Source organism: Mesorhizobium sp. M0816, assembly GCF_040320005.1.
Taxonomy (GTDB): Bacteria; Pseudomonadota; Alphaproteobacteria; order Rhizobiales; family Rhizobiaceae; genus Mesorhizobium.
In genome coordinates this window covers 177,285-190,860 of record NZ_JAMYOT010000010.1, presented here as the reverse complement: position 1 = coordinate 190,860, position 13,576 = coordinate 177,285, and the positions used below count along the sequence as shown (strand labels likewise).

The 13,576-nt window shown below is 63.8% G+C and carries 11 protein-coding genes; all 11 read left to right on the top strand.

Translation table 11 applies throughout. The annotated features are described in order from the left end of the window. Positions 1–5: 5 nt before the first annotated feature. The 11 genes from murD to NKI17_RS18055 all read left to right on the top strand — a co-directional run bounded on the left by murD (position 6) and on the right by NKI17_RS18055 (position 13,563). Positions 6–1,406 (top strand): UDP-N-acetylmuramoyl-L-alanine--D-glutamate ligase, encoded by a 1,401-nt coding sequence (murD, locus tag NKI17_RS18105; RefSeq protein WP_352906463.1) that lies wholly within the window; start codon positions 6–8, stop codon positions 1,404–1,406. Further along, positions 1,406–2,557 (top strand): putative lipid II flippase FtsW, encoded by a 1,152-nt coding sequence (gene ftsW, locus NKI17_RS18100; protein ID WP_352906461.1) that lies wholly within the window; start codon positions 1,406–1,408, stop codon positions 2,555–2,557. The genes murD and ftsW overlap by 1 nt, the downstream gene beginning before the upstream one ends. A 1-nt stretch (position 2,558) precedes the next feature. Beyond that, on the top strand, positions 2,559–3,683 hold the full coding sequence (gene murG, locus NKI17_RS18095) for an undecaprenyldiphospho-muramoylpentapeptide beta-N-acetylglucosaminyltransferase (protein WP_352906460.1): 1,125 nt from the start codon (positions 2,559–2,561) through the stop codon (positions 3,681–3,683). Continuing rightward, positions 3,680–5,086, top strand: a complete 1,407-nt coding sequence (murC, locus tag NKI17_RS18090; protein ID WP_352906459.1) for a UDP-N-acetylmuramate--L-alanine ligase — start codon at positions 3,680–3,682, stop codon at positions 5,084–5,086. The genes murG and murC overlap by 4 nt, the downstream gene beginning before the upstream one ends. Beyond that, the gene (gene murB, locus NKI17_RS18085; protein WP_352906457.1) at positions 5,083–6,048 is read left to right on the top strand and encodes a UDP-N-acetylmuramate dehydrogenase; all 966 of its coding nucleotides are present in this window, start codon (positions 5,083–5,085) and stop codon (positions 6,046–6,048) included. The genes murC and murB overlap by 4 nt, the downstream gene beginning before the upstream one ends. A gap of 315 nt (positions 6,049–6,363) precedes the next feature. Next, a complete protein-coding gene (locus NKI17_RS18080) occupies positions 6,364–7,290 on the top strand; it encodes a D-alanine--D-alanine ligase (protein ID WP_352619502.1) in 927 nt (308 codons plus the stop codon). After that, the gene (locus NKI17_RS18075; protein ID WP_352456163.1) at positions 7,278–8,219 is read left to right on the top strand and encodes a cell division protein FtsQ/DivIB; all 942 of its coding nucleotides are present in this window, start codon (positions 7,278–7,280) and stop codon (positions 8,217–8,219) included. The genes NKI17_RS18080 and NKI17_RS18075 overlap by 13 nt, the downstream gene beginning before the upstream one ends. Further along, positions 8,216–9,523: a cell division protein FtsA gene (gene ftsA, locus NKI17_RS18070; protein WP_352906455.1), complete on the top strand. Its 1,308-nt coding sequence runs from the start codon at positions 8,216–8,218 to the stop codon at positions 9,521–9,523. The genes NKI17_RS18075 and ftsA overlap by 4 nt, the downstream gene beginning before the upstream one ends. 68 nt (positions 9,524–9,591) lie before the next feature. Next, entirely contained in the window at positions 9,592–11,262 is a 1,671-nt protein-coding gene (ftsZ, locus tag NKI17_RS18065; protein ID WP_352906454.1) for a cell division protein FtsZ, read from the top strand. A 279-nt stretch (positions 11,263–11,541) separates the two neighbouring features. After that, on the top strand, positions 11,542–12,489 hold the full coding sequence (gene lpxC / locus NKI17_RS18060) for a UDP-3-O-acyl-N-acetylglucosamine deacetylase (protein WP_254818982.1): 948 nt from the start codon (positions 11,542–11,544) through the stop codon (positions 12,487–12,489). Between the two features lie 204 nt (positions 12,490–12,693). After that, on the top strand, positions 12,694–13,563 hold the full coding sequence (locus NKI17_RS18055; RefSeq protein ID WP_352456160.1) for an outer membrane protein assembly factor BamD: 870 nt from the start codon (positions 12,694–12,696) through the stop codon (positions 13,561–13,563). Positions 13,564–13,576: the final 13 nt, after the last annotated feature.

The window sequence follows — 13,576 nt, the reverse complement described above, 5'->3', positions numbered from 1 at the left end:
GCCGCTTGATCCCCGCCGCATCCTTTTCAGGCAAGCGCGTTTCGCTCTTCGGGCTCGGTGGCTCGGGGATTGCCACGGCGCGCGCGCTGATCGAGGGCGGCGCGGATGTGCTGGCCTGGGACGACAATCCCGACAGCGTCGCCAAAGCCGGCGCGGTCGGCATCACGACAGCGGACCTGCGCGGTGCGGACTGGGCGAGGTTTTCTGCCTTCGTGCTGTCGCCCGGCGTGCCTCTGACGCATCCCAAGCCGCACTGGACCGTCGAGCTGGCGCGGGGCTCAGGCGTGGAGATCATCGGCGACAGCGAGCTTTTCTGCCGCGAGCGGCTGCTGCTGGCACCGGCAGCACCTTTCATTGCCATTACCGGCACCAACGGCAAGTCGACGACCACGGCACTGACGGCGCACATCCTAAAATCGGCTGGGCGCGACACGCAGATGGGCGGCAATATCGGCCGCGCGGTGATGACGCTCGATCCGCCGCAGCCTGAACGGCACTATGTGGTTGAGTGCTCTTCCTACCAGATCGATCTTGCCCCTTCGATCAATCCGACGGCCGGTGTCCTGCTCAACCTGACGCCGGACCATCTCGACCGCCATGGCACGATGCAACACTACGCCTCGATCAAGGAGCGGCTGGTGGCCGGCAGCGAGACGGCAATCATCGGTGTCGACGATTCCTGGTGCGCCCAGATCGCCGATCGGCTGGAGCGGGCCGGCCGCCAGGTCATCCGCATCTCCAAGCGCCTGCCGCTGACCGACGGTTATTTCGCTGACGGCACCAACTTAATGGAAGCCGTGCACGGCCGCTACAGCCGTGTCGCCTTCCTCGAAGGCATCGGCTCGTTGCGCGGCCAGCACAATGCGCAGAACGCGCTGGCCGCCGCCGCCGCCTGCCTCAAGGTCGGGCTCGAGCTCGGCGAGATCCAATCCGGACTGGAGAGTTTCCCTGGGCTGGCGCACCGCATGGAGCAGGTTGGCCGCAAAGGGCATGTGCTGTTCGTCAACGATTCCAAGGCGACCAATGCCGATGCCGCTGCACCGGCGCTGTCGAGCTTTGCGCGTATCTACTGGATTGCCGGCGGCCTGCCGAAAGAGGGCGGCATCGAGCCGTTACGCGGCTTCTTCCCGCGCATCGCCAAGGCCTATCTGATCGGCGAAGCCGCACCGGCCTTTTCGGCGACGCTGGGCGAAGCGGTGCCCTACGAGATATCAGGCACGTTGGCGGCGGCAGTCGAACACGCCGCCCGCGATGCGGCCAGGGATAGTAGCGGCGAGGCAGTGGTGCTGCTGTCGCCGGCCTGCGCCAGTTTCGACCAGTTCAAGAATTTCGAAGTCCGCGGCGAGGCGTTCAGGCAAGCCGCAACCGCCATTGATGGCGTCAAGCCCATCGGAGGGACACAATAATGCAAAGCCGTCTCGACAAAAGCCCTGTGGCGACCTGGTGGTGGACGATCGATCGCTGGTTCCTGGCGGCGTTCCTGTCGCTGATGGGGCTCGGCATCGTTTTGTCCTTCGCCGCAAGCCCGGCGGTGGCCGAGCGCATCGGGCTAGACAGTTTCCACTTCGCGACACGCCAGATTATCTTCACCATTCCGGCGCTTGGGGTAATGCTGGCCGTCTCGTTCCTTGAATCCAGGCAGATCCGGCGCATGGCGCTGGTCATGTTGTGCATCATGCTGCTTCTGATGGTGGCGGTGCTCTATATCGGCGTCGAGGTGAAGGGCGCGCGGCGCTGGGTGTCGCTAGCCGGCCTGTCGATCCAGCCGTCCGAGTTCCTGAAACCGGCCTTCGTCATCATCTGCGCCTGGTTGTTCGCCGAGCACAAGCGCCAGCCCGACATTCCGGGCAATTTGTTCGCCATGTTGCTGCTTGCACTGGTCATCTCGCTGCTGGTGGCGCAGCCTGACCTCGGGCAGACCATGCTGGTGCTCGGCACCTGGGGGGTGATGTTCTTCATGGCCGGATTGCCGTGGCTGTGGATCGTCGCGCTGGGTGCTGCAGGCGTCGGCGGCGTGTTCGCCGCCTATGCAGTGTTCCCGCACGTTGCCGGCCGTATCGACCGCTTCATGACCGGCGAGGGCGACACGTTCCAGGTCGACATGGGCCGCGAGGCGCTGATCAATGGCGGCTGGTTCGGCGTCGGGCCGGGCGAGGGTACCGTCAAGCGGGTCATCCCCGACAGCCACGCCGACTTCGTCTTCTCTGTCGCCGGCGAGGAATTCGGGCTGATCATGTGTTTCTTCATCATGTCCATCTTCGGCTTCATCGTGCTGCGCGGTCTCAACACGGCGCTCAGGGAGCAGGACGATTTCACCCGCTACGCGGTTGGCGGCCTGGTCACGGTCTTCGGCCTGCAGTCGGTCATCAACATGGCCGTCAATCTGCAGCTGATGCCGGCCAAGGGCATGACGCTGCCGTTCATCTCCTACGGCGGCTCTTCGCAGATCGCGATCGCCATCTCGATGGGCATGGTGCTGGCGCTGACGCGCAAGCGCCCGGAAAAGCGCAAGCAGCTGGGCTTCATGCCGTCGCCGCGTGCGATGCCGGCGGAGTGAGATGGCGAAGGGGGTCATCCTTCTGGCGGCAGGCGGAACCGGCGGACATCTGTTCCCGGCCGAGGCACTGGCACATGAGCTCAAGACGCGCGGCTGGGCGGTACATCTGGCCACCGACGACCGCGCCGAGCGCTATGCCGGCAGGTTCCCCGGCGACGGCGTCCACGCTATCGCCTCCGCTACCTTCGGGTCGAGAAATCCGCTGACTGTCGCGCGGACCTTCTGGACCCTGTGGCGTGGATTCCGCCAGTCGTCCGCCCTGATCGCCCGGCTGAGGCCGAATGCGGTGGTGGGCTTCGGCGGCTATCCGACGCTGCCGCCGCTGTTCGCGGCGACGCGACGCGGTGCGCCAACGCTGATCCATGAGCAGAACGCGGTAATGGGCCGCGCCAACAAGGCGCTCGCGCCGCGGGTGACGGCGATTGCGGGGGGCTTCCTCAAGGCCTCCGGTCCCTTCTCGGCCAAGATCGTGGAGACGGGCAATCCGGTCCGGCAGGCGGTGCTCGACGTGGCCGGCAGGCCCTATGCCGTGCCCGAGCCCGGCGGGCCGCTGCGGCTGCTCGTCTTCGGCGGCAGCCAGGGCGCGCGCTATTTTTCCGACACTGTGCCTGAGGCGGCGGCGGCGATGCCCAGCGCAATGCGCTCGCGGCTGAGCATCGTGCAGCAGGCGCGCGGCGAGGACGAGGCGCGGGTGAGAGAGCACTACCGCGCTCTCGGCATCGAGGCCGAGGTCGCGTCGTTCTTCTCCGATCTGCCGGCGCGCATGGCCGCCGCGCATCTCGTCGTCTCACGCTCGGGCGCGTCGACGGTGCTCGAGCTTTCGGTGATCGGCCGGCCGGCCATCCTCGTGCCTCTTCCGCATGCCCTCGACGACGATCAGGGCCACAATGCACAGATCCTCGTCAATGCGGGGGGCGCGGTGATGCGGCGCCAGCCCGGCCTCGACGCGGCGGCGCTCGCAGGCGAGATCGTGGAGTTGCTGGGCGACGGCGACAGGCTCGCCGCCATGGCCTCGGCGGCCCGCTCGGTGCGCAGACCCGACGCGGCGCGGTTGCTCGCCGATCTGACAGAGGCTATTGCGTCCAGGAAATCCGTTTCGGAATTCAGGAAGGAGACGCACGCATGAAGATGCCACAGACGATCGGCCTCGTGCATTTCATCGGCATTGGCGGCATCGGCATGAGCGGCATCGCCGAGGTGCTGCACAATCTCGGCTACAAGGTGCAGGGATCCGATCAGGCTGACAGCGCCAATGTGCAGCGGCTGCGCGACAAGGGCATCGAATGCTTCGTCGGCCATCAGGCCGAAAACCTCGGCGAGGCCGAAGTGGTCGTCGTCTCCACCGCAATCAAGAAATCCAACCCGGAGCTGAAGGCGGCGAGAGAGAAGTTGCTGCCGATCGTGCGGCGCGCCGAAATGCTGGCCGAGCTGATGCGCTTCCGGCAGGCGGTCGCGATCGGCGGCACGCATGGCAAGACGACGACGACTTCGATGGTGGCGACGCTACTCGAAGCCGGCGGGCTCGACCCGACGGTAATCAATGGCGGCATCATCAATGCCTATGGCACCAATGCCCGCATGGGAGACGGCGAATGGATGGTGGTCGAGGCCGACGAGAGCGACGGCACCTTCCTCAAGCTGCCGGCCGAGATTGCCGTCGTCACCAATATCGACCCCGAGCACCTCGACCATTACGGCTCCTTCGACAAAGTGCGCGAAGCGTTTCGTCAGTTCGTCGAGAATGTGCCGTTCTACGGCTTTGGTGTGATGTGCACCGACCATCCCGAGGTGCAGGCGCTGGTCGCCCGCATCGAGGACCGGCGCGTCATCACCTATGGCGAAAATGCGCAGGCCGACGTGCGCTTCACCAATCACCGCATGGACGGCCCGACCTCGGAATTCGACGTGGTGATCCGCGACCGCAAGACGCACGGCCAGATAACGATATCAGGCCTGCGGCTGCCCATGCCCGGGCGCCACAATGTCTCCAATGCGACGGCGGCGATTGCCGTCGCGCATGAGCTCGGCCTTTCGGCTGAGGCAATCAAGAAAGGCCTGTCGTCTTTCGCGGGCGTCAAGCGGCGCTTCACCCATACCGGTTCGTGGAACGGTGTCGATGTGTTCGACGATTACGGTCATCATCCGGTCGAGATCACGGCGGTACTGAAGGCTGCGCGCAGCGCTACCAAGGGTCGCATCATCGCCGTTACCCAACCGCATCGCTTCTCCCGGCTGCGCGATTTGTTCGACGAGTTTTCCGTCTGCTTCAACGACGCCGATACGGTAATGGTGGCGCCCGTCTATGCGGCCGGTGAGGAACCGATCGACGGCGTCACGTCCGACGCACTGGTGTCGCGCATCCGCTCCGGCGGCCATCGCGACGCACGCTACATCGAAGGTCCGGCGGCGATTGCGCCGATCGTGCGCGAGGTGGCGAAGCCGGGCGATTTCGTCGTCTTCCTCGGCGCCGGCAACATCACCCAATGGGCCTATGCGCTGCCCAAGGAACTCGGCGGGACCATCTCATGATGCGCGGCCAGGCGTTGATCGAGAAGCTTGGCGACCGGCTTGCCGGACTGCGCGGCCGCATCACGCCCAATGCCGAGATGGACAAGATCACCTGGTTTCGAGCCGGCGGGCTCGCGGACGCATTGTTCCAGCCGGCCGACGAGGACGATCTTGCCACGTTCCTGAAGGCGGTGCCGGAGGAAATTCCGCTGACCATCGTCGGCGTCGGCTCGAACCTGCTTGTCCGTGACGGCGGCATTGCGGGCTTTGTCATCCGGCTTTCGGCCAAAGGCTTTGGCGAGACCGAAGTGATTGCGCCGACCACGATCAACGCGGGCGCCGCGACACCCGACAAGCGCCTTGCGGCCGTTGCCTACGAGGCCGGCATCGGTGGCTTTCATTTCTACCACGGCATTCCCGGCGCCATTGGCGGAGCGCTGAGGATGAACGCCGGCGCCAATGGCGTCGAGACGCGCGAGCGCGTGGTCGAGGTGCGGGCACTCGACCGCAAGGGCAATGTGCATACGCTGAGCAACGCCGACATGGGCTATGCCTATCGCCATTCAGCGGCGCCGTCCGGGCTGATCTTCACATCGGCGCTGCTCGAAGGCATTCCTGAGGACAAGGCGGCGATCAAGGCCGCGATGGATGCTGTCCAGAACCATCGCGAGACCGTGCAGCCGATCCGCGAAAAGACCGGTGGCTCTACCTTCAAGAATCCTGAGGGCACCTCGGCCTGGAAGGAAATCGACAAGGCCGGCTGCCGCGGCCTGATGGTCGGCGGGGCGCAGATGTCGCCGATGCATTGCAACTTCATGATCAACACCGGAACCGCCACGGGCTACGAGCTTGAATATCTCGGTGAGACGGTGCGTGCGCGCGTGCTCGAAAGATCAGGCATCCGGCTGCAGTGGGAGATCAAGCGCATCGGTAATTTTCGGCCGGGCCATGCCGTCCAGGAATTTCTCGGGCAGTTGCTTTAGGCAAGCTGACCGCCGTTGCCTTTCGGACTCATGAATTCACATTTTGCTGCCGTTTTTGCGGAAAGTGAATCCATCGGAATCGTAAGCACTTGCCAGCGAATCAACTCTCTGATTCTCTGCCCTGAAGCGTTTCCTGATTTGAGTCGTTTCGACGCGTTACTCGCGTTTCCGTCTGGGGGGGCAACCTGCCGGGAGACTCGGACTCAATGTTGCGGAAACACGGGAGCGAAGTTGCTCGGGCGCATTTGAGTGCGCGCGATGCTTTTCGGGGCATGCACGATGGTGCAGGCCTGCTGTGAGAGGAAATGACGGGGAATGACAAGCAAGCATGTGGCCGTCCTTCTGGGAGGATTCTCGTCCGAGCGGCCCGTGTCCCTGTCGTCGGGTAAAGCCTGTGCCGATACGCTCGAGGGAGAGGGCTACCAGGTCACCCGCGTCGACGTCTCGCGTGACATCGGCTCGGTGCTCGCCGAGCTCAAGCCTGACGTCGTCTTCAATGCGCTGCACGGCCCCTTCGGCGAGGACGGCACCATCCAGGGCATCCTCGAGTACCTCGCCATTCCGTACACCCATTCCGGCGTGCTTGCCTCGGCGCTTGCGATGAACAAGGAACAGGCCAAGAAGGTCGCGAAGGCGGCCGGCGTTCCGGTGGCGGAATCGAAGGTGGCCAATCGCTTCGCCATCCAGAACAAGCACCCGATGAAGCCGCCCTATGTCGTCAAGCCGGTCAACGAAGGATCGAGCTTCGGCGTCGTCATCGTGCATGAAGGCCAGTCGCATCCGCCGCAGATCATCGGCTCGTCCGAGTGGAGATATGGCGACGCGGTGATGGTCGAGCGTTATGTGCACGGGCGGGAATTGACGTGCGCGGTGATGGGCGATGTGGCGCTCGGTGTCTGCGAGATCATCCCGACCGGCCATTCCTTCTACGACTATGATTCAAAATACGTCGCGGGAGGATCAAAACACGAATGCCCGGCAAAACTTTCACCGAATATTTACCAAAAAATACAGACACTGACGCTCAAGGCTCACCAAGCTATCGGCTGTCGGGGCGTTTCCCGGTCGGACTTCCGTTATGACGATCGTCACTCCGAAAACGGCGAAATTGTCTGGCTCGAGGTCAACACCCAGCCGGGCATGACGCCGACGTCTTTGGTGCCGGAAATCGCCGCGCAAGCGGGACACTCGTTCGGCGATTTGTTGAGTTGGATGGTGGAGGACGCTTCGTGTCTGCGTTGAAGTGGGGACAGGGCAAGGGGAAGGGCGCGGCCGGGCCGGCGCTGTTCGGCATGCCGTTGTCGTTCGACCATTTCGTGCTGCCGCGCCTGCTCCGCCGGCCGGTGCGCGTGCTGGCGCGCCTCGGCGAAGGCGACTTCGAAGCGCCGCCCTATTGCGCTGCCATGCTGTCGGCGGCACTGCTTGTTTCGAGCAGTGCCTATGGCGCCTATCTCGGCGGATATTCCGACGCCATCGTCCAGAGTGTCACTGCCCGCACCGGCTTTGCCGTCGACCAGGTCAAGGTCGTCGGCAACCGCGAAACGTCCGAGATCGATATTCTCGACAGGCTGGAACTCGACGGCTGGACCTCGCTGATCGGCTTCGATGCCGAAGCCGCGCGCGAACGCATCACCACGCTACCCTGGGTCGAAGCCGCGGCAGTGCGCAAGGTCTACCCGCATACGCTGGAAGTGCGCGTCGAGGAGCGCGAGCCGTTCGCGCTGTGGCAGCAAGGCAGCGCGCTTTCGGTCATCGAGAAATCCGGCACCGTCATTGCGCCGTTCTCCGGCGGCAAGCAGATATTGCTGCCGCTGATCATCGGCACCGGCGCACCGGCCAAAGCGCCGGATTTCCTGGCCAAGATCAAGAATTATCCGGAGCTCGCCGCGCGGATCAAGGGCTATATCCGCATCGGCGAACGGCGCTGGGATCTCAAGCTTGAAAACGGCATCACGATCAAGCTTCCCGAAGACGGTGAGGATCAGGCGATTGCCGACCTGGTCAGGATGGATCACGAGAACGGGCTTTTGACGCGCGACATCGCCGCCGTCGACATGCGCCTTTCCGATCGTCTGGTCGTCCAGTTGACGCCGGAAGCGGCGACACAGCGCCAAGCCGCGCTCGACGAAAAGCCCAAGATGCTGAAGCGCAAGCCGGAGACGAAGATATGAGCTGGCTTGGCGGCAATAGCGATGCCTCGTCGCGCCGGTCCGGCATCCTGACGGTGCTGGATGTCGGCTCCAGCAAGGTCTGCTGCGTGGTGGCCAAACTCAAGCCGCGCGACGATGGCAAGCTGCTGCGCGGACGCTCGCATCGCGTCCAGGTGATCGGCATCGGCCACCAGAAATCGCAAGGCGTGAAATCCGGCGTCGTCATCGATCTCGACCGTGCCGAGCACGCCATCCGTCTTGCCGTCGACGCCGCCGAACGCATGGCGGGACTGACGGTCGATTCGCTGATCGTCAACATGACTGCCGGCCGCCTGAAGAGCGAGGCTTTTTCGGCCACCATCAATCTCGGCGGCCATGAGGCCGACGAGGCCGACATCAAGCGCGTGCTTGCCGCCGGCACCAAGCAGGCGTTGCGGGCCGAGCGCGAGGTGATCCATTCGCTTCCCGTAGCCTTTTCGCTGGATGCCGAGCGCGGTGTGCGCGATCCGCGCGGCATGGTTGGCGACCAGCTTGGCGTCGACATGCACGTGCTGACAGGCGACGCAGCGCCCTTGCGCAATCTGGAGCTCTGCATCAACCGCTCGCATCTGTCGGTCGAACGCATGGTGGCGACGCCCTATGCCAGTGGGCTTGCTGCGCTGGTCGACGACGAGCTCGAAATGGGCGCGGCCTGCATCGACATGGGCGGCGGCACGACGACGATCTCGGTGTTTTCGGAAGGCAAGTTCGTCCATGGCGATGCCATCGCGATCGGCGGCAACCACGTCACGCTGGATATGGCCAAGGGCCTGTCGACCTCGCTCGATGCCGCCGAAAGGCTGAAAGTGATGCATGGCTCGGCGCTGCCTGGCAGTGCCGACGACCGCGACCTGGTTTCCATCCATCCGATCGGCGAGGACGGCGAGGTGCCGTTGCAGATCCCGCGCTCGGTGATGACGCGCATCATCCGCGCCCGCATCGACGAGACGCTGGAATTGTTGCGCGACCGGCTGAACAAATCCGGCTACGGCAACGCCGTCGGCAAGCGTGTGGTGCTGACCGGCGGTGCCAGCCAGCTTGCCGGCCTGCCAGAAGCAGCACGCCGCATTCTCGGCCGCAATGTGCGCATCGGACGCCCGCTTGGCGTGGCAGGCTTGCCCGAGGCGGCCAAGGGGCCGGCTTTCTCGACCCCGGTCGGACTTCTGATCTATCCACAGATGGCGAGCTTCGAGAGCCGGCCGGCGAAGGGAATTTCCGGTCTTCGGATGACCGGAACAGGCGGAAAACTGCATCGAATGAGTCAGTGGTTGAGAGACAGTTTTTAATTTTGACGGGGACAGCCCCATAGGCGGCCGCGGCGGCGAAGCGGCGGGAAAGGCAAAGGACGAAGACAATGACCATCAATCTGCAGAAGCCGGACATCACCGAGCTCAAGCCGCGCATCACCGTGTTCGGTGTCGGCGGCGGCGGCGGCAATGCCGTCAACAACATGATCACCGCCGGCTTGCGCGGCGTCGAGTTCGTGGTGGCCAACACCGACGCGCAGGCACTGACGATGTCGAAGGCCGAGCGGCTGATCCAGCTCGGCGCGCATGTCACCGAGGGTCTCGGCGCCGGATCGCAGCCTGAAGTCGGGCGCGCGGCGGCGGAAGAGTGCATCGACGAGATCATCGATCATCTCTCCAACACGCATATGTGCTTCGTCACTGCCGGCATGGGCGGCGGCACCGGCACCGGGGCGGCTCCCGTCGTTGCCCGCGCTGCCCGCGAAAAGGGTATCCTTACCGTCGGCGTCGTCACCAAGCCGTTCCACTTCGAAGGCCAGCGCCGCATGAAGACGGCCGACATGGGTATCGAGGAACTGCAGAAATGCGTCGATACCCTGATCGTCATTCCCAACCAGAACCTGTTCCGGCTGGCCAATGACAAGACCACCTTCGCCGATGCCTTTGCCATGGCCGACCAGGTGCTCTATTCGGGCGTTGCCTGCATCACCGACCTGATGGTCAAGGAAGGCCTGATCAATCTCGACTTCGCCGACGTCCGCTCGGTCATGCGCGAAATGGGCAAGGCGATGATGGGGACTGGCGAGGCTTCGGGCGAGGGCCGTGCAATGGCCGCGGCGGAAGCCGCCATCGCCAACCCGCTGCTCGACGAGACCTCGATGAAGGGCGCCAAGGGCCTGCTGATCTCGATCACCGGCGGCCGCGACCTGACCCTGTTCGAAGTCGATGAGGCGGCAACCCGCATTCGCGAAGAGGTCGACCAGGATGCCAACATCATTCTGGGCGCCACTTTCGACGAGGAACTCGAAGGCGTTATCCGCGTGTCGGTGGTCGCCACCGGCATCGACAAATCGGCGGCCGAAATCGCTGCCGCGCCGATCGCCATCCGCACGGCTCCGCCGAAGCCGGTCAGCCGCCCGGCGGCTCAGGTCACGGAAATGCGCCCGGCGCCTGTCCAGCAGCCGATCTATGAACCACGTGCTGCCGATCCGGTCGCCGAGGCCATTCAGCTCGCCGAGGCGAATGCGGCAGCGGTGGCGCAGGCCCGCCCGGCACCGGTCGCGCATGCGGAAGACTTCCGTCCGCAGAGCAAGATCTTCCAGGCGCCTCCGGCTCAGCCGCAGCCGATGATGCAGCCAGCGGTTCAGCAAGCGATGCAGCCTGCTCCGCATCGTGAAATGCCGCAGCCGGTTGCCGCAGCACCCCAGCGCATGCCGCGGGTCGAGGATTTCCCGCCGCAGGTGAAGGCCGAAGTGGAAGCCAAGGCGCGCCCGGCCGACCACGAAAACAGCGGCCCGATGGGCTTGCTCAAGCGCCTGACCAACGGCTTGACCCGCCGCGAAGAGGAGCCTGCAAGGCTGCAGCCGGCGCAGCCGCGCGAACCGAAACTGCGCCAGGCGCCGGCGGAAGTGCGCCGCCTTGCCAGCCAGGATCCGCAGCTTTACGCGCCGCGCCGCGGCCAGCTGGACGAGCAGGGCCGACTGACGCCGCAGAGCCGGGCTGTCCAGGAAGACGATCAGTTGGAGATTCCCGCCTTTCTGCGCCGACAGGCCAATTGATCTGTTAACGGTTCGTAACAGTTGTTAACAGGCGAGCAGGAAACTGTTCGCCTGTTAACGTTAAAAACGATTTAAGAACAAGGACTTATGAGGCGTTCCCTCCCGGGACCGCAGTTACAAAGAGTAAGAAACCGTGATTTGGAGTCTCCCTGCGGGATCATTATCTTCGCCACCGACCAAAGTCGGTTTGCTGGGAGTCTCGGGGAAGTGGCCCTGCCTGCCGATCAATCAAGAGCCGCGCCCTCAGGGCAGATGAAGCGGACCTAGGCAGTACGGGCTATGGGGATTGTTTTGCACGACTATCAGACGACACTTAAATCGCGCGCGACGCTGACTGGCATCGGCGTTCACAGTGGCAATCCGGTCACCGTCCATTTCCTGCCGGCGGATGCCGATACGGGTGTCGTCTTCCAGCTTTCGAATGCAAGCGGAAGCCACGAATTTCGCGCGCTCGTCTCCGAGGTCGGCGCCACCGATCTCTGCACCATGCTTGGCGATCCGCAAGGCGAGCACATTGCCACGGTCGAGCATCTGATGGCGACGCTTTTCGGGCTTGGAATCGACAATCTCGTCATCGAAATCGACGGCCATGAGGTGCCTATCCTCGACGGCAGCGCAGTGATGTTCGTCGAGGCCATTGACCAGGCAGGCATCGAAACGCTGCCGGTCAAGCGTCGCTACATCAGGGTGGTCAAGCCGGTTCGCATCGAGAACGGCGCCTGCTGGGCGGAGTTCAGGCCCTATGACGGCACGCGCTTCGAGATCGAGATCGATTTCGAAAGCCCGGCGATCGGGCGCCAGCTTTTTGCATCCGACATGAACGCCGACATTTTCCGCCGCGACGTCGCGCGGGCCCGCACTTTCGGTTTCATGAAGGACGTCGAGCGGCTGTGGGCGGCAGGCTATGCGCTCGGCTCGTCTTTGGAAAACTCCCTGGTGATCGGCGACGACAACCGCGTGATCAACATGGGAGGCCTGCGCTATCCCAACGAGTTCGCGCGCCACAAGACGATGGATGCGATGGGCGACCTGGCGCTCGCCGGTGCCCGGTTCATCGGCTGCTTCCGCTCCTATCGTGGCGGCCACAGGCTGAACGCAGCTGCGCTGCGCCGTCTCTTGTCCGACCGTTCGGCTTTCGAGATCGTTGAGACGACGCGCCGCGAGCGCGGGCGTACCGCCGAGATGAGCGCCGTCAACGCACCCCTCTATGCGCCCTGGATGATCTGATTCTTAAGGTCTTGCGGCTTCCGTTGTGGTCAAGCTGTGTTGCATGGATGCATCACCGGCCGGCCAAATTACACAGCTTTCCAGGTGGCGCCAAACCGCCACAAAAATGTGCGATTGGCCGGGGATAGCGTTGCCGGGCAAGGCAATTATGGTTTATGGCTGCTGCCGTCGACTGAAATGACGCCGAAAGGGCGGAATCCAATCATGTTTTTCAAGCGAGTTGGTCAATCGAAGGCGCCGCGGCGGGCTGTTTTCCTGGCGCTTTCGGTGGTCGTTCCATCGCTGTTTCTGTCGGCCTGCATGTCGTCCGAGAAGGACGTCGATCTGTCGACCTATGTCGATCAGACCGAGCCGGCCGATGTGCTCTATAATCAGGGTCTCGCCAATCTGAATGCCGGGCGCCTGCAGGAAGCAAGCCGCAAATTCGATGCGGTCGACCGCCAGCATCCGTATTCGGAATTCGCCCGCAAATCGATGGTGATGGGCGCCTTTGCCGACTACCGTCAAGGCAATTACGACGAGGCGATCGGTTCGGCCAAGCGCTACCTGACCCTTTATCCGTCGACCGACGATGCAGCCTATGCCCAGTACATTATCGGGCTGAGCTACTACCGTCAGATCAAGGACGTCACCCAGGACCAGAAGGAAGCGCGTCTTACCGTGCAGACGATGCAGGACCTGGTGACGCGCTGGCCCACGTCCGAATATGCCGACGACGCCAAGGAGAAGATCCGCTTCGCCAACGATCAGCTCGCCGGCAAAGAGATGCAGATCGGCCGCTATTATCTCGAGCGCCGCGAATACATCGCAGCCGTCAAACGGTTCCGCAACGTGGTGGAGAACTATTCCAACACACGCCATGTCGAGGAGGCGCTGGCGCGTCTGACCGAGAGCTACTATGCGATGGGGCTGACGTCGGAAGCGCAGACCGCTGCGGCCGTGCTCGGCACCAACTATCCCGACAGCCAGTGGTACAAGGACTCCTACAAGCTCCTGCAGAGTGGTGGGCTCGAGCCGCGCGAGAATGCCGGATCGTGGATCTCCAAGGCCGGGAAGCTGATCACCGGCGCCTGAGCGGCGCGTCACC